The 15,176-nt window shown below is 67.5% G+C and carries 16 protein-coding genes; 9 read left to right on the forward strand and 7 right to left on the reverse strand.

Annotated elements, in window-relative coordinates:
* Window positions 1–42 precede the first annotated feature (42 nt).
* The gene (locus C8258_RS08175) at window positions 43–2,286 is read left to right on the forward strand and encodes a molybdopterin-dependent oxidoreductase (protein ID WP_106954648.1); all 2,244 of its coding nucleotides are present in this window, start codon (window positions 43–45) and stop codon (window positions 2,284–2,286) included.
* Window positions 2,283–2,780: a helix-turn-helix domain-containing protein gene (locus tag C8258_RS08180; RefSeq protein WP_106954649.1), complete on the forward strand. Its 498-nt coding sequence runs from the start codon at window positions 2,283–2,285 to the stop codon at window positions 2,778–2,780. Before C8258_RS08175 ends, C8258_RS08180 begins: the two co-directional genes overlap by 4 nt.
* A 20-nt stretch (window positions 2,781–2,800) precedes the next feature.
* On the opposite strand, the gene C8258_RS08185 is transcribed toward C8258_RS08180, so the two are convergent.
* Window positions 2,801–3,238, reverse strand: coding sequence for a MarR family winged helix-turn-helix transcriptional regulator (locus C8258_RS08185; protein ID WP_036499443.1), 438 nt, complete (start codon window positions 3,236–3,238; stop codon window positions 2,801–2,803).
* A gap of 99 nt (window positions 3,239–3,337) precedes the next feature.
* Here C8258_RS08185 and C8258_RS08190 point away from each other — a divergent pair, with 99 nt between their 5' ends.
* Window positions 3,338–4,810 (forward strand): MFS transporter, encoded by a 1,473-nt coding sequence (locus C8258_RS08190; protein ID WP_233224952.1) that lies wholly within the window; start codon window positions 3,338–3,340, stop codon window positions 4,808–4,810.
* Window positions 4,811–4,832: 22 nt separating this feature from the next.
* Here C8258_RS08190 and C8258_RS08195 read toward each other — a convergent pair whose 3' ends face one another.
* The gene (locus C8258_RS08195; RefSeq protein ID WP_106954650.1) at window positions 4,833–5,189 is read right to left on the reverse strand and encodes a hypothetical protein; all 357 of its coding nucleotides are present in this window, start codon (window positions 5,187–5,189) and stop codon (window positions 4,833–4,835) included.
* Window positions 5,190–5,251: 62 nt separating this feature from the next.
* Here C8258_RS08195 and C8258_RS08200 point away from each other — a divergent pair, with 62 nt between their 5' ends.
* Entirely contained in the window at window positions 5,252–5,719 is a 468-nt protein-coding gene (locus tag C8258_RS08200; RefSeq protein ID WP_106954875.1) for a MarR family winged helix-turn-helix transcriptional regulator, read from the forward strand.
* A gap of 3 nt (window positions 5,720–5,722) precedes the next feature.
* On the opposite strand, the gene C8258_RS08205 is transcribed toward C8258_RS08200, so the two are convergent.
* A complete protein-coding gene (locus tag C8258_RS08205; RefSeq protein ID WP_146161181.1) occupies window positions 5,723–6,262 on the reverse strand; it encodes a hypothetical protein in 540 nt (179 codons plus the stop codon).
* Window positions 6,263–6,364: 102 nt separating this feature from the next.
* Between C8258_RS08205 and C8258_RS08210 the strand changes: the two genes are divergently transcribed.
* The 4 genes from C8258_RS08210 (at window position 6,365) to C8258_RS08225 (ending at window position 10,632) form a co-directional block, all read left to right on the forward strand.
* Window positions 6,365–8,668: an FdhF/YdeP family oxidoreductase gene (locus tag C8258_RS08210; RefSeq protein WP_106954652.1), complete on the forward strand. Its 2,304-nt coding sequence runs from the start codon at window positions 6,365–6,367 to the stop codon at window positions 8,666–8,668.
* Between the two features lie 45 nt (window positions 8,669–8,713).
* Entirely contained in the window at window positions 8,714–9,550 is an 837-nt protein-coding gene (fdhD, locus tag C8258_RS08215) for a formate dehydrogenase accessory sulfurtransferase FdhD (RefSeq protein ID WP_106954653.1), read from the forward strand.
* Window positions 9,551–9,627: 77 nt separating this feature from the next.
* The gene (locus tag C8258_RS08220) at window positions 9,628–10,002 is read left to right on the forward strand and encodes a nuclear transport factor 2 family protein (protein ID WP_106954654.1); all 375 of its coding nucleotides are present in this window, start codon (window positions 9,628–9,630) and stop codon (window positions 10,000–10,002) included.
* A 96-nt stretch (window positions 10,003–10,098) separates the two neighbouring features.
* Entirely contained in the window at window positions 10,099–10,632 is a 534-nt protein-coding gene (locus C8258_RS08225; protein WP_199195628.1) for a hypothetical protein, read from the forward strand.
* A 204-nt stretch (window positions 10,633–10,836) separates the two neighbouring features.
* Here C8258_RS08225 and C8258_RS08230 read toward each other — a convergent pair whose 3' ends face one another.
* Together C8258_RS08230 and C8258_RS08235 are read right to left on the reverse strand one after the other, a co-directional pair.
* Window positions 10,837–11,295 carry a MarR family winged helix-turn-helix transcriptional regulator gene (locus tag C8258_RS08230; RefSeq protein WP_106954655.1) on the reverse strand — a complete coding sequence of 153 codons (459 nt, stop codon included), beginning with the start codon at window positions 11,293–11,295 and terminating at the stop codon, window positions 10,837–10,839.
* A 109-nt stretch (window positions 11,296–11,404) separates the two neighbouring features.
* Window positions 11,405–12,004 carry a TIGR03086 family metal-binding protein gene (locus C8258_RS08235; protein ID WP_106954656.1) on the reverse strand — a complete coding sequence of 200 codons (600 nt, stop codon included), beginning with the start codon at window positions 12,002–12,004 and terminating at the stop codon, window positions 11,405–11,407.
* Window positions 12,005–12,165: 161 nt separating this feature from the next.
* Between C8258_RS08235 and C8258_RS08240 the strand changes: the two genes are divergently transcribed.
* Window positions 12,166–12,741 carry a carboxymuconolactone decarboxylase family protein gene (locus C8258_RS08240; protein WP_106954657.1) on the forward strand — a complete coding sequence of 192 codons (576 nt, stop codon included), beginning with the start codon at window positions 12,166–12,168 and terminating at the stop codon, window positions 12,739–12,741.
* A gap of 90 nt (window positions 12,742–12,831) precedes the next feature.
* Here C8258_RS08240 and clpX read toward each other — a convergent pair whose 3' ends face one another.
* Together clpX and C8258_RS08250 are read right to left on the reverse strand one after the other, a co-directional pair.
* Window positions 12,832–14,112, reverse strand: a complete 1,281-nt coding sequence (gene clpX / locus C8258_RS08245) for an ATP-dependent Clp protease ATP-binding subunit ClpX (protein ID WP_036499502.1) — start codon at window positions 14,110–14,112, stop codon at window positions 12,832–12,834.
* A 387-nt stretch (window positions 14,113–14,499) separates the two neighbouring features.
* Window positions 14,500–15,168 carry an ATP-dependent Clp protease proteolytic subunit gene (locus C8258_RS08250; RefSeq protein WP_039777019.1) on the reverse strand — a complete coding sequence of 223 codons (669 nt, stop codon included), beginning with the start codon at window positions 15,166–15,168 and terminating at the stop codon, window positions 14,500–14,502.
* Window positions 15,169–15,176 lie beyond the last annotated feature (8 nt).

Genomic DNA, 15,176 nt, shown 5'->3' on the forward strand with positions numbered 1-15,176 from the left:
TTGTGGGTAGCGCTTGTGAACTAACTCTTCTACGCTGCCTCTATGACCGAATGGCATCCGACGGCATGCATCCTGTGCGAGTGCAACTGCGGCATCCAGGTGCTGCTGGGCGCCGACGGCCGCAGCTTCGACAAGATTCGCGGCGACAAGCTGCATCCCTCCTCGGCGGGCTACACCTGCAACAAGGCCCTGCAGCTGGATCGGTACCAGAACGGGCGCACCGGTCGCCTCACCGCGCCGCTGCGCCGCAACCCCGACGGCTCGTTCACCGAAATCGATTGGGATACCGCCATTTCGGAGATCTCCGCGCGCCTGCGCGAGATCGGCGCCGAATACGGCGGCGAGTCGATCTTCTACTACGGGGGCGGCGGCCAGGGCAATCATCTCGGCGGCGCCTACGCTCCGGCCACCATGGCCGCCTACGGCATGCGTTATCGATCCAGCGCGCTGGCCCAGGAGAAGACCGGCGATTTCTGGGTCGGCGCGCGGATGACCGGCCATCCGGTCCGCTCGGACGTCGAACATGCCGAGGTGGCGTTGTTCGTCGGCAAGAACCCGTATCAATCCCACGGTTTCCCGCGCGCCCGGTCGGTGTTGAAGGAGATCGCGCGCGATCCCCGGCGCTCGATCATCGTGCTCGACCCGGTCCGCACCGAAACCGCCGAACTGGCGGACTTCCATCTGCAACTGCGGCCCGGGACCGATATCTATCTGCTGGCGGCGATGGCGGCGATCCTGGTCCGCGACGACCTGGTCGACCACGACTGGCTGGCCGCGCACACCGAAGGTTTCGACGAGGTCGCGGCGGTGCTGCGCACGGTGCCGATCGACGAGTACTGCGCCCTGGCCGATGTCGAGATCGACCTGGTCACCGCGGCGACCCACCGTCTGGCCGCGGCGGATTCGGTGGCCGCGCTCGAGGACCTCGGCGTGCAGATGAACCGCCACTCGACCCTGGTCAGCTACGTCGAGAAACTGCTCTGGCTGCTCACCGGAAACCTCGGCAAATCCGGTACGCAGTACGCCTTCTCCGGAATGGCGGCGATCGGGCACGATCGTGGCCATCCCGCCGACTCCGGTCCACGCAGCCCGGTCGTGGGCGCGCGCATCATCAGCGGGCTGGTGCCGTGCAATGTGATCACCGAGGAGATCCTGACCGACCATCCCGCCCGCTATCGGGCTATGATCATCGAGAGCGCCAATCCTGTTCATTCACTCGCGGATTCGGCCCGGATGCGCGCCGCGCTGGCGGCGCTGGAGCTGGTGGTCGTCATCGACGTGGCGATGACCGAAACCGCCCGCGCGGCCGACTACGTGCTGCCCGCGCCGACCCAGTTCGAGAAGTACGAGGCGACCTTCTTCAACTTCGAATTCCCCCGCAACGTCTTCCATCTGCGGCATCCGGTGCTCCCCGCTCCGGCGGGTGTACTCGCCGAACCCGAGATCCACGCCCGGCTGGTCGAGGCGGCCGGTGTCCTGACCGAGGACGATTACCGGCCGCTGCGCGCGGCCCTCGATCAGGGCCGCGAGGCCTTCGCCATGGCATTTCTCGCCGTCCTCGCCGATCCGGCGAAAGCGAAGCTGGCTCCGATCCTGCTCTACCGCACCCTCGGCCCGACGCTGCCCGACGGCGCCGCTGCCGCCGCGGTGCTGTGGGGCGCCGCGTACACCTGCGCCCGGAAGAACCCGTCCGGCGTCGAGCGAGCCGGCTACGGCACCGGTCTCGCCGCGGGAGAGCGGCTGTTCGAGGCGATCCTCACCGGCGAGCACGGCGTGGTGATCACCGACGACGAGGTCGGCGAGACCTGGAACCGGCTGCGCGGCGGCATCGTCCGCCTCGCCGTCCCGGAACTGCTGTCGGCGCTGGCCACACTCCCCGCACCGGCCGAGGACCGGGACTGGCCGTTCGTCCTGGCCGCCGGGGAACGGCGCGCCTTCACTGCCAACACCATCATGCGCGATCCGGCCTGGCGCAAACGCGATCCCGGCGGCGCCCTGCGCATCAGCACCACCGATGCTCTCCGATTGGGCCTGACCTCCGGCGACCAGGTGCGGCTCACCACCCGCAACGGCAGTGCGCAGGTGACCGTCGAGCCGACCGATCGCATGCGCAGTGGACATCTGTCGCTGCCCAACGGCCTGGGCCTGTCCGTCGTCGAGGCGGACGAGGTCCTCACCAGCGGGGCGGCGCCCAACGAGCTGACCGCCTTCGACGAACGCGACGAATGGGTCGGCACCCCGTGGCACAAGTACGTCCCGGCCCGGATCGATACGGTGGGGACATGAAGCGCACCACCTTCGCCACCTGGCCCTGTTCGGTCGCCCGCACGGTCGATCTGATCGGCGACTGGTGGACGCCGCTGGTGCTGCGCGAAGCCTTCTACGGCACAACGCGTTTCGACGATTTCGAACGCACGCTGGGCCTGAGCCGCAACGTCCTCACCCAGCGCCTTACCCGGCTGGTGGAGGAGCAGATGCTGGAGAAGGTTCCCTACCAGGATCGCCCGGTCCGCTACGAGTACCGGCTGACCGACAAGGGACGCGATTTCTTCCCGGTGCTCACGGCCATGATGCGCTGGGGTGACCGCTGGCTCGCCCCGGAGGCCGGGCCGCCGGTGGTCGTCCACCACGACACCTGCGGTCACGACACCCACGCCGAAGTGGTGTGCGCCCAGTGCGGAGAACCCCTGCGGCATGCCGACGTCTCGGCGCGGCTGGGCCCGGGCTTCCCACCGCAGCACCGCGACAGTGCTGTGCGCAGCGGGCGATTCGCCTCCTGAGAGGCAGCGCCGCCGCGGCGCTAGTCCGCGTTCTCCAGTTTCGGGACCAGGCGTTCCAGTAGTTCCCGCAGCACCTCTTCGTCCTCCGGCGCCAATTCGGCCAGCGCCTTGTACGCGCGCACCTGCGAGCCGCGGATCTGTGCGGCCAGCTCACGGCCGGCGTCGGTGGACACGAGATATTTGACGCGCCGGTCGGCGGGATTCACCGTGCGCCGGACCAGCCCTCGCGTTTCCATGCGGTCGGCGACACCGGTGAGATTCGACGGATCACACGCCATCCGGTCGGCCAGCACCCGCATGGGCAGTTCGGCGGGCGGTTCGTTGAGCGCCAGCAGCAGTTTGGCCTGGGTCAGCGTGAGCCCGTGCCCCTCGGCCGCGGTCAGGAAATCCTGCAGGTAGGCCGAGACGAATCGCGCGATCAGCAATGCCAGCGGGCTCTGCGCTGTGTCCGGTGACATAGCTCCGATGCTACCGAAACGATTGACAACGGCTATCGTCGACTCCTTAAATACTTGAGGTCTTCAAACATATAGGTCTTCAAACTTCTGGAGGTGGATGTGGAGCGCAGAGGTTCGCTGCTGACCGGCGTATTGGCCTTCGCGGCGATGATCGTCACGGTCATGCAGACCCAGGCCGTGCCGATTCTGGGCCTGATCGCGACGAAGCTGCAGGTCTCGACCACATCGGTGAGCTGGGTGACCACCGCGACGCTGCTGTCGGCCGCGGTGTTCACACCGCTGCTGGGCCGCATCGGCGACCTCTACGGCAAGAAGCCGACCCTGCTGGGCGTGCTCGCGGTGGCCACGGCCGGTTCCGTCGTCTCGGCGCTGGCGAATTCACTGGGCGTGCTGCTGGTCGGCCGGGTGCTGCAGGGTGTGGCTACCGCGATCTTCCCGCTGGCCCTGGCCGTGCTGCGCGAGGAGATTCCGGCGCGCCGGCTGCATCACGCAATGGCGATCGTCAGCGGCACGCTCGGCTTCGGCGGCGGCCTCGGCCTGGTGTCGACCGGTCTGCTGACCAAGGGGGCGAACCCGGACTATCACATCGTGTTCTGGTTCACCGCGGTGCTGTCGGTGGTGGCGCTGGCGGCGGCCGCGGTGGCGGTGCCGGCCACGGGTAAGCGGCATCCGGGCAGCGTCGATCTGCCTGGCGCGCTCACACTCGGCGGCTTCCTGGTTCTGCTGCTACTGCCCATTTCCCAAGGGCACGAATGGGGTTGGACCTCCGCGACCACGATCGCCTGCTTCGCCGGCGCGGTCGCGATGGCGGTGGCCTGGGTGGTGACCGAGCGGCGGGTGCGCACTCCGCTGGTCGATCTGCGGATGTTCACCCACCGGCCGGTGCTGTTCACCAATCTGTCCGGCATGTTCATCGGATTCGCGATGTTCATGCAGTTCATGGGCGTGTCGTATCTGGCCCAGATGCCCTCACGGGTAGCCGGTTACGGATTCGGCGCCTCGATTCTGCGCGCCTCGGTCGAGTACCTGCTGCCCGCGACGCTGTCGTCGATGCTGGCCGCGCCCGCGGGCGGAATTCTGGTCGGCCGGCTGGGCGGGCGTCGTGTGCTGGCCCTGTCGGGAGCGATCGGCGCGGCCGGATTCGCCTGGCTGGCAGTGGCACACGATGCGACCGGCTCGGTGATCGCGGCGAGCGTGGTGATCGGCGTCGCGATCAGCTTCGCCTACGCGGCGATGCCGGCGCTGATCGCGGCGAGCGTCCCCCATCACCAGAGCGGAATCGCCAACGGCATCAATTCGATCTCCCGCACGGTCGGCAGCTCGCTGGCCAGCGCCATCATCACCACTTTGCTGACCGCGAAACTGCTGCCTCATCTGCCGCTGCCGCAGGAGAGTCAGTTCACCATCGCGTTCTGGGTCGGCGCCGCGGCATGTGCGGCGACCGTGCTGGCGGCACTGTTCGGCTTGCGACCGGAAGGCGCCGGAACCGACGGCAACGAACTCGACGCAGCCGAAATGGGAAGTGGCACAGTATCTTTCGAGCGGTTCCACCTTCCTAGCCGGGTCGGCTGAGATCGACGGCGGCATGGCCGGCTCACCGAGCGAACAGCCATGCCGCCGTGCCCAGGTGCACCGCCGCCAACCCGACGCAGGTGATCGCCATCGGCGTATTCCGTTGGCGCACACCGACCATCGCATCGCCGATCTGAGCCAGTCCCGCGACCACCAGCACCGGTAGCGCGGCCGCCTCGTTCCCCCCGACCAGCACGGCCACGGTCACCACACTCAACGGCAGGGCCCGTGCGGCATAGGCGCCGAGAAAGAACGTCGCCGCGGAGGTGAGGTCTTCCCCCTCCGCCAAGGCCAGACGCGGTCGCACCAGGCCGATCAGGCACGACACACCGGAGATCACGGCCACCACCGAATTGGCGACCACGGGCAGCAACAGCATAATCATTCTCCTCGAGAATCATTCACGTTGTGAATCGTTCAGGCAAAGATATACTCGTGGGCGTGACGCACGTCAAGACCGCGGTCCCCGCGACGATCGCCTTCCGCCTCGGCACTCTGGGCGCGATCGTGACCGAACGTTTCGCCGTGGCGATCGAGGAGTTGGATCTCAAGCCGAAACATGTCGGCGTGCTGGTCGCACTCGATCACGGCGTCGCCGCCTCCCAGCAGGATCTGGCGGCCCGGCTGGGCGTCGCGCCCAGCCTGGTCGTGGCATTGGCCGATCATCTCGAACGCCTGGGAGCGGTCCGTCGCGACCGGGATCCGGACGACCGCCGGCGCCAGATCCTCACCCTCACCGACCACGGGCGCGAACTGCTCGCCGCGACCGAGGAGCGGGCGCGTCGGATCGACCGCGAATTCACCGGCTCCTTGACGGCAGCGCAGCGCACCGCCCTGCAGTCGGCACTGGCCGTCCTCGCCGCCGACGCGGGGCTACCGGGCGAGGGAGATGTTCACTCGCCGGGGTGAGTTCTAACCGCCGATGACCAGGCAGGCATACCCGAGGTGAATGCCGGTGCCGACCGGAAGATCGAGCATCGCCGCGGGCATCTGCGCGGGCCGGCCGGCTTGCACCGCACTGAGCGTGTGCCGCCCCGGGACCGCCGGAACCCAGGTGATGAGCGCATACGCACCGCCGGGCGGCGCCACGCCGATCGGGGCGCCGTTGTCGTAGAAGGTGACCGGCGCGACCGGATCGGTGACGTTCGCCTGCAGGGTGTAACTGCATCCGCTGCCGTAATTGGTGGCGATACCGAAGTTCATGTCGGGGGTGGCGCCGAGTCTGGTCACCGCGGCATTCGCCGTCTGCGGGATGGCGAGCGCGAACACCGCCGCGGCCCCGAGGATGCCGCCCGCCACTACCGTGCCGGCCCGACGGCACACCCGCTGCCGGGGCGGCCCGCCGATCGTCGTCTCGTGCATGATGCCGTCCTCGTCGTAGGCGCCGCAGCGCGAACCGAGACCGTCTGTCGTGCGCGAAATCCCCGACGGCGCCGCACGGTCTGTCGGCACGATACCCCGTAGGCTCGGCGGCGCGGCCCGGTTCGCGGTCTCGATGTCGCGCGATCGGCGGGCCGGAGACGGGGCCCGCGCGCACAGGAGGACGATGGGGCTATGCACCGCAAACCGCCGACTCGCGATATCGACGAAGCCCAGCTGGCGGTGACCCCGCCGAAGGAGCAGGCCGCCGGCGTCACGGCCGTCGCGGTCGCCCTCGACCGGGCCGTCGAGGAGATGGGCATCGTTCGCACGGCCCGCACCCTCGCCCGGGTCAATCAGCGCCACGGTTTCGACTGCCCCGGCTGCGCGTGGCCCGAACCCACCGGCCACCGCCGCCCGGCCGAATTCTGCGAGAACGGCGCCAAGGCCGTCGCCGAGGAGGCGACACTACGCACGGTCACGCCGGAATTCTTCGCCACCCACTCGGTGGACGACCTCGCCGGCAAGACCGGGTACTGGCTCGGACAGCAGGGACGTCTGACCCATCCGATGGTGTTGCGGCCCGGCGACACCCACTACTCCCCCATCGCCTGGGAGCAGGCCTACCGGCTGATCGCGGACACGCTGCGCGCCCTGTCCTCTCCGGACGAGGCCGTGTTCTACACCTCCGGGCGCACCGCCAACGAGACGGCCTTTCTCTATCAGCTGCTGGTGCGCAGCTTCGGCACGAACAATCTGCCCGACTGTTCGAATATGTGCCATGAATCCTCCGGTGCGGCGCTCACCCGGTCGATCGGTATCGGCAAGGGGTCGGTGTCGATCGACGATTTCGCCGCGGCCGATCTGATCATCGTGGCCGGGCAGAACCCGGGCACCAACCATCCGCGCATGCTCTCGGCGCTGAGTACCGCGAAAGCGCACGGCGCCACGGTGATCGCGGTGAATCCGCTGCCGGAGACCGGACTGATCGGCTTCCGGGATCCGCAGACGGTGAAGGGTTTCACCACTGGCGTCACCATCGCCGACGACTTCCTGCAGATTCGCCTCGGCGGCGATATGGCCCTGTTCCAGGGCTTGGCGAAACTGCTGTTCGACGCTGAGGATCGCGCCCCCGGCACCGTGGTGGACCGGATCTTCGTCGACGCGCACACCGCCGGATTCGCCGAATACGAAAAGCATATGCGCGCAGTGGATCTCGACGAAGTCGTCGAGGCGACGGGCCTGACCCGCGAACAGCTCGACCGTACCGCCGAGCTGCTGGCCCGCTCGAAGTCCACCATCATCTGCTGGGCCATGGGCCTGACGCAGCAGCGCCACGGCGTCGCCACCATCGAGGAGGCGACGAATCTGCTGCTGCTGCGCGGCATGATCGGCAAACCGGGTGCGGGAGTGTGCCCGGTGCGCGGACATTCCAATGTCCAGGGCGACCGGACCATGGGCATCTGGGAGAAGATGCCCGAGAGTTTTCTCGACGCACTGGATTCCGAATTCGGCATCACCGCGCCGCGCGAACATGGCTGGGACACGGTCGATTCCATCCGCGCCATGCGCGACGGGCGCGCGAAGGTGTTCGTCGGCATGGGTGGCAACTTCGTCTCGGCGACCCCGGATACCGAGGTCACCGAGGCCGCTCTGCGCGCCTGCGAGCTGACCGTGCAGATTTCGACCAAACTCAACCGCAGCCATGTCGTGCACGGCCGCACCGCACTGATTCTGCCGACCCTCGGCCGCACCGACCTCGATCTGCAGGACGGGACGAAACAGCAGGTGTCGGTGGAGGATTCGATGTCGATGGTGCATCTGTCCACCGGACGGCTGCAGCCGGTGAGCGAGGATCTGCGCAGTGAGGTCGCGATCGTCTGTGAGCTGGCACTCGCGCTGTTCGGCCCCGCTCATCCCGTGCCGTGGGAGCGGTTCCGTCGCGACTACGACCACATCCGCGACGCCATCTCCCGGGTGGTGCCCGGCTGCGCCGACTACAACCGGAAGGTGCGCAGTCGCAACGGTTTCCAGCTGCCACATCCGCCCCGCGACAACCGCGAATTCCGCACCGCCTCCGGGAAGGCCAACTTCGCGGTCAACGACCTGCACTGGCCGCGGATCCCGCAGGGGCGGCTGTTGTTGCAGACGCTGCGCAGCCACGACCAGTACAACACGACGATCTACGGCCTCGACGACCGTTATCGGGGCATCCACAACGCACGGCGCGTGGTACTGGTGCATCCGGACGATATCGCCGAATTCGGTTACACCGACGGCGATCTCGTGGATCTGATCTCCGAATTCAGAGACGGCGTCGAGCGCCGGGTCACCGGTTTCCGGATCGTCGGCTACGCGACGCCGCGCGGCAATGCCGCGGCCTACTACCCCGAGACCAACCCGCTGGTCCCGCTCGACCACGTCGCCGAGCGCTCCAACACCCCGGTCTCCAAGGCGGTCGTGATCCGGCTGGAACCGCACCGCCACACCACCGCCTGACCGCCCGGCCGTGCGGCGGCACCGACCAGAACTGCGAGGAAGCGTGTGAGCAGAGTAACCGCGCGCAGACCCACCCGGCGCATCACGCCCGCGGGCATCGTCTCCCGGCCCGATACGCTCGCCGTGGAGGAGCCGCTGGAACTGCGCGTCGACGGGACGGCGCTTACCGTCACCATGCGCACCCCCGGCAACGATATCGACCTGCTGCACGGATTCCTGTTCAGCGAGAACATCATCGAGTCGGCGGACGACATCGTGTCGGCGAGGTACTGCGCGGGGACCGACGACGAAGGTCGCAACACCTACAACGTGCTCGATATCCAGCTGCGCCGTACCGTTGCCGTCCAGCCCCGTGGGTTCGTGACCAACAGTTCGTGCGGGTTGTGCGGCACCACCGCGCTGGATCAGGTGCGCACGCGCAGCCGCTTCCGGCTGCCGACCGGGTCGCCGCGCGTCGATCCGGCGCTGCTGGCCGCCCTGCCCGATGAGTTGCGTTCGCGCCAAACGGTGTTCGATGCCACCGGCGGACTGCACGCGGCCGGGCTGTTCACCCCCGACGGCACCGTGCTGGCCGTGCGCGAGGACATCGGCCGGCACAACGCGGTGGACAAGGTGATCGGCTGGGCGCTGCGCGAGGGGCGCGTACCGGCTCACGACACCCTTCTGATCGTCAGTGGCCGGGCCTCGTTCGAACTCGTCCAGAAGGCGGTCATGGCGGGGATCCCGGTGCTCGGCGCGGTCTCGGCGCCCAGTTCGCTGGCCGTCGACCTGGCCGCCGACAACGGCCTCACCCTGGTCGGCTTCCTGCGTGGCGACACGATGAACATCTACAGCGGGCTCGACCGGCTCGAGACCGCACCCGCGGCAGCCACCGGCACCTGACCCGCGAACCGGCGCCCCGATCCGTGGAACCCTGCTACCCTGCCAACTAGAACACGTTTCAATTCTTGGGAGTTCACATGGCAGCGCAGCAGATCCGCGAAACGGCCGAACGCTACGTGCAGTTGGTGGCCACCGGTCCGACCTCGGAAATCCTGTCGCTCTACGCACCCGATGCCGTCGTCGAGGACCCGATCGGCAGCGACCCGCGCCACGGGCACGAGGCCATCGGCCAGCTCTACCAGGCGCTGGAGTCCATGGAACGCAAGACCGAGCTGCACGCCGCCCGCATCGTGGGCAATCACGCCGCCGTCTCGTTCACCCTCGTCGGCGAGGCCGGCGGCCACCGCATGACCCTCTCGGCCATCGACGCCATGGAATTCGACGAGCAGGGCCGGATCACGAGCATGCGGGCCTACTGGGGACCCGACGACCTGATCAGCGAAAAGATCTGAGTCCCGCGACGGCATCGCCGTAGGCCTTCCACCTCTTGTCCCTCCCTTCTGCCCGGCTTACCGTAAGGCGACAACCGGCGGACGGGAGGGCGCGCGATGCGGATTTCGGTACACGGCATGGGTGAGGGGGTCCAGGTGCGCATGCGCCTGGACGTCAACCGCCGCCGCTGGCTGATCACCAGAATCTCGTTGTGGCTGTTGGCGATCAACGGCCTCGTGGTCGGACTCTGGGCGCTACTGCTGCCCGAACCGTGGTTTCGCAGCTTCCCCGGCTTCGGGCTGAACTGGGTGGGCATGGACGGCCCCTACAACCACCACCTGGCCACCGACGTCGGGGCATTCTTCCTCGGCTTCGGCGCGGTCAGCCTGGCGGCGCTGTATTACCGCGACAGTGTGGTGGCCCGAGTCGCCGGGATCGGCTGGCTGGTCTTCGGAATTCCCCACCTCATCTACCACGCCGCGCACAAGCCGGAACAGATGAGCGGCGGCAATTTCGCCCTCAGCCTGATCGCCGCCGTGCTGCTGCCGGCACTCGCCGCCGTCGTCGTCGTGGCCGCACCGCGGGAGCGCGCGCAGCTGCGCGATCCGGCGCCGATGAATATCCGGTTCCCGCGCCGTCGTAGTAGGTGAGGCAACCGCCCAGCCGCCGCCGGGAAAGGCCCTGCGAACAGCAGTAACGGGCTCGCTCCCGTCGGCGATGAGCAAGCATCGGAGAAAAGGTTCAACGGCGAACCACGGAAGATCAACGGCGATCTTCGGCAACGGGCGCGACGGGGCAACCGGTCGTCACCGCCTCCGACCAGCTCCACGCGCTACCGCCAGAACTCGATACTTCTATTGCGAATCCGCGCCGGCATCGACGATGTCGGCGCGGGGAACCACCGCAAGCGCCATCAGGGCGTTGAGGAATCCAGCCCGGTCCGCCGCATCCAGGCGGCCGAGCAGCGCTTCTTCCTTGGCCTGGATATCGGCCTGTGCCGCCTGCACCAGGGCCTGCCCCGCCTCGGTCACGGCCAGCAGGCGGGCCCGCCGGTCGGCCGGATCCGGATAGCGCTCGATCAGGCCACGTTCCTGCAGATCGTCGAGGACGGCGATGATGCGAGTCTTGTCGGCGCCGATCTCCTCCGCGAGCACCCCCTGCCCTCGCGCCGGCCCCCGGCCCAACGCCAGCAGCACCGAATACGCCCACATCGTCAGCCCGTGCGATTCGAGTACCGGCCGCTCGGCCGCCATCAGGGCACGTCCGAGCGGGACGATCATCGCCGCCAGATCGGGTCGCTGCGCATCCGCCATGCCGAACAAGATACGTGCTCGCCGGTCCGCTTCCGCCGCGGTCCGGCCGACTTCGCCGGCGCCGCCGCGAGCTCGGGCGCCGGGATGCGCAATTCCATTGAGCGAACGCCTATTTCGCCCCTGCCGGCCATGACGGCGATCGGCCCAGCAGGCCGAGGATCCGAGCGAGCGGATCGGAGGGGTCGACATTCGGCACCGCGGGCGCGAACGCCGAACCCGGCTGCAAGCGAAAGTCTCCGTCGGGCACCGCCTCGGCGATCCGCAAGGCGGGCTCCGCCAGTTCCGGATCCAGCTCGTAGGGCAGACCGATCGCCCGGGCCACATCCCACCCGTGCACGACGTAGTCGATGAGATGGAAGCCGATGGCCTGACCGCCCGCAGCGGTGAACCCGGGACCGAATTCCGGAAGTGCGAAATCCCTTTCCAGCACACCGGTTTCGGAGAAGGCCGCCGTCACATCGGCCGCCGCCTCGCGATACACCGCCACCGGATCCGCCGGTGGATCCAGCTGCCAGACGGCCGGATCGCCACCGTGGCCACGCGCGGCGGCCGCGAAGCCGCGATGCTGCGCGGCCATATGGGTGAGCAGTTGGGTCAGATCCCATTCGCCACAGGGTGTGGGCCGGTGCAGATCGCCACGGCCCACCTTCGACACGATCGTCACGCTGTAGTCGACCGCCTTGCGATCGAGCGCGGAAATATTAGTCATGAACTTATCGTAGGCTGACACATACCATATGTCTACGCTTACGACTTTCTGGCTCACCGCGACTACGCTCGGAGGGATGAGACCGGCATCACATTTCGGCCCCGTCACATCGAGGGACGGCGTCTCGTCCAAGGGGTGAACCGTCTTCCGAAGGGAGAATCATGAGTGCCACCCGCATTCCCCCGGTGCCGCCGCAGCAGGCGGGCCCACTGACCCGGTATATGTACCGCGTCAGCAAACGCAGGTTCGGCGAGGTGCCCGAGCCGATGGCTGTGCTCGCCAATCATCCGAAAATGCTCACGGCGTACGCGGCCCACGAGTCTTTGGTCGGCCGCGCCAGCTCTGTTGTTCCCGACGATGTTCTCGAGATCGCGGTCTACCGGGTGGCCTGGACGATCGGCTGTTCCTGGTGCGTCGATTTCGGCACGATGCTGATGCGGCTGAGCCACCTCGATATCGACAAGCTGAAGCAGATCGCCGAGTACCGGACCTCGTCGGCCTACAGCGCGGACGAGCGCGCCGCGATCGGCTACGCCGACGCCATGACCGCCACTCCCACCACGGTCACCGATGAGCAGATCGAGGACCTGCGGGCCCGCTTCGGTGACGCGGGCGTCGTGGAGTTGAGTTATCAGATCGCGCTGGAGAATTCCCGCGCCCGTACGTATTCGGCGCTCGGCATCACCGCGCAAGGCTTCAGCACCGATTCCTGCCGAGTGCCCTGGGCACAGGACTGAGCAAGAAGCGATTCCGGATCGCGGGCACGGAAAAGGGGCGGGAGGTTCAGACCTCCCGCCCCTTTCGCAGCTTTCGGAAACGCTCTCCGCTCAGGCCGACTTCTCGCGGCGCTCGGCCGCCTGACGCTTGCGCGGCACGATGGTCGGCAGCACGTTGTCGTTGACCGTCTCGGCGTTGATGACCACCTTGGCGACATCGTCGCGGCTCGGGATGTCGTACATCACCGGCAGCAGCACTTCTTCCATGATGGCGCGCAGACCGCGGGCGCCGGTGCCGCGCAGGATGGCTTGATCCGCCACCGCCTCCAGGGCGTCCTTGGTGAACTCCAGGTCCACACCGTCCATCTCGAACAGGCGCACGTACTGCTTCACCAGTGCGTTCTTCGGCTCGGACAGGATGCGGACCAGAGATTCCTTGTCGAGGTTGGTCACCGAGGCGACCATCGGCAGGCGGCCGATGAATTCGGGGATCAGGCCGAATTTGATCAGATCCTCGGGCATGACCTCGGCGAAGTGGTCGGCGGTGTCGATCTCGGCCTTGGACCGGACCTCGGCGCCGAAACCGATGCCGCGCTTGCCGACCCGGTCCTGCACGATCTTCTCCAGCCCGGCGAAGGCGCCGGCCACGATGAACAACACGTTCGTCGTGTCGATCTGGATGAACTCCTGATGCGGATGCTTGCGCCCGCCCTGCGGCGGCACGCTCGCCTGGGTGCCCTCGAGGATCTTCAGCAACGCCTGCTGCACGCCCTCACCGGAGACGTCGCGGGTGATCGACGGGTTCTCGCTCTTGCGGGCGATCTTGTCGACCTCGTCGATGTAGATGATGCCGGTCTCGGCGCGCTTGACGTCGTAATCGGCGGCCTGGATCAGCTTGAGCAGGATGTTCTCGACATCCTCACCGACATAGCCGGCCTCGGTCAGCGCGGTGGCGTCCGCGATGGCGAAGGGGACGTTGAGCATCTTGGCCAGCGTCTGCGCGAGGTAGGTCTTACCGCAGCCGGTGGGGCCGAGCATGAGAATGTTCGACTTCATCAGCTCGACCGGCTCGCCGCGGCTGTCGCGGCCCTTGTCACCGGCCTGGATGCGCTTGTAATGGTTGTAGACGGCCACGGCCAGCGTCCGCTTGGCCGAATCCTGGCCGATCACGTACTGCTCGAGGAATTCCCGGATCTCGGCCGGCTTGGGCAGCTCGTCGAGTTTGACCTCACTCGACTCGGCCAGCTCCTCTTCGATGATCTCGTTGCAGAGGTCGATGCACTCGTCGCAGATGTACACCCCTGGTCCCGCAATGAGCTTCTTGACCTGCTTCTGACTCTTTCCGCAGAACGAGCATTTCAGCAGATCGCCGCCATCACCGATGCGCGCCATCTCGTGGGTCCCTACTTCCTTGTCCGCGTGCAACCGTCTGTCCCGGATGCCGACAAGCCGCCTTCGAACAACGCTACCCGCCGTGCATCCGATCAGTGTCGCGCGTCGATCGGATTCTCGCACTTCGGCGTATGTCGTCCGGGTCGGTCGTTCATGCCGACACCCCATGAGCCAAGGTCCCTAGACCGACCGTACCCGGTCGACGCGACGGAGGTCGACAACTCGAGGATGTTTCTCGCGGAGAGAGTGTCGGAAAGCTCACCCGACGCGCTCTCACCACGGCCATCCCGGCTGCCGATCCGGGCGGTGCCGACCTCGCTCCGCCGCCCGGACCAGCGCCCGCGGGGCCAGCTCGGCGAGCCCCGCGGCCGGATCACTTCTTCTGGATCACTTCTTCTGGGCGCTCAGCTTGCGGTAGTCGAACACCGTGTCGATGATCCCGTAATCCTTGGCCTCGTCGGCGGTCAGGATCTTGTCGCGATCGGTGTCCTTGCGGATGGTGTCGGCATCCTTACCGGTGTGGCGGGCCAGCGTGGTCTCCATCAACCGGCGCATGCGCTCGATCTCGGCGGCCTGGATCTCCAGATCGGAGACCTGGCCCTGGATGCCACCCTCCAGCGACGGCTGGTGGATCAGCACGCGGGCGTTCGGCAGGCAGGCCCGCTTACCCGGGGTGCCCGCCGCCAGCAGCACAGCCGCCGCCGAGGCCGCCTGGCCCAGGCAGACCGTCGCGACATCGGCACGCACGTACTGCATGGTGTCGTAGATGGCCATCAGCGAGGTGAAGGAACCACCGGGCGAGTTGATGTACATGGTGATGTCGCGGTCGGGATCGAGCGACTCCAGCACCAGCAGCTGCGCCATGATGTCGTTGGCCGAGGCGTCGTCCACCTGCACGCCGAGGAAGATGATGCGCTCCTCGAACAGCTTGTTGTAGGGGTTGGACTCCTTGACGCCGAAGCTCGAGTGCTCGATGAACGACGGCAGAATGTACCGGGCCTGCGGGCTCGCCGGTGCGCTACCGGACAGGCCGGCACGCGGGTCGATCAGGGTCATCTTCGTCT

Source organism: Nocardia sp. MDA0666 (assembly GCF_003023875.1).
GTDB classification, from domain to species: domain Bacteria; phylum Actinomycetota; class Actinomycetes; order Mycobacteriales; family Mycobacteriaceae; genus Nocardia; species Nocardia aobensis.

What these genes read in the sequence shown, in the direction of transcription:
- C8258_RS08175 (WP_106954648.1), top strand. Translation starts at nt 43, where the DNA reads ATGACCGAATGGCATCCGACGGCATGCATCCTGTGCGAGTGCAACTGC.
- C8258_RS08180 (WP_106954649.1), top strand. Translation starts at nt 2,283, where the DNA reads ATGAAGCGCACCACCTTCGCCACCTGGCCCTGTTCGGTCGCCCGCACG.
- C8258_RS08185 (WP_036499443.1), bottom strand. Translation starts at nt 3,238, where the DNA reads ATGTCACCGGACACAGCGCAGAGCCCGCTGGCATTGCTGATCGCGCGA.
- C8258_RS08195 (WP_106954650.1), bottom strand. Translation starts at nt 5,189, where the DNA reads ATGCTGTTGCTGCCCGTGGTCGCCAATTCGGTGGTGGCCGTGATCTCC.
- C8258_RS08210 (WP_106954652.1), top strand. Translation starts at nt 6,365, where the DNA reads ATGCACCGCAAACCGCCGACTCGCGATATCGACGAAGCCCAGCTGGCG.
- C8258_RS08220 (WP_106954654.1), top strand. Translation starts at nt 9,628, where the DNA reads ATGGCAGCGCAGCAGATCCGCGAAACGGCCGAACGCTACGTGCAGTTG.
- C8258_RS08225 (WP_199195628.1), top strand. Translation starts at nt 10,099, where the DNA reads ATGCGGATTTCGGTACACGGCATGGGTGAGGGGGTCCAGGTGCGCATG.
- C8258_RS08230 (WP_106954655.1), bottom strand. Translation starts at nt 11,295, where the DNA reads ATGGCGGATGCGCAGCGACCCGATCTGGCGGCGATGATCGTCCCGCTC.
- C8258_RS08235 (WP_106954656.1), bottom strand. Translation starts at nt 12,004, where the DNA reads ATGACTAATATTTCCGCGCTCGATCGCAAGGCGGTCGACTACAGCGTG.
- C8258_RS08240 (WP_106954657.1), top strand. Translation starts at nt 12,166, where the DNA reads ATGAGTGCCACCCGCATTCCCCCGGTGCCGCCGCAGCAGGCGGGCCCA.
- clpX (WP_036499502.1), bottom strand. Translation starts at nt 14,112, where the DNA reads ATGGCGCGCATCGGTGATGGCGGCGATCTGCTGAAATGCTCGTTCTGC.
- C8258_RS08250 (WP_039777019.1), bottom strand. Translation starts at nt 15,168, where the DNA reads ATGACCCTGATCGACCCGCGTGCCGGCCTGTCCGGTAGCGCACCGGCG.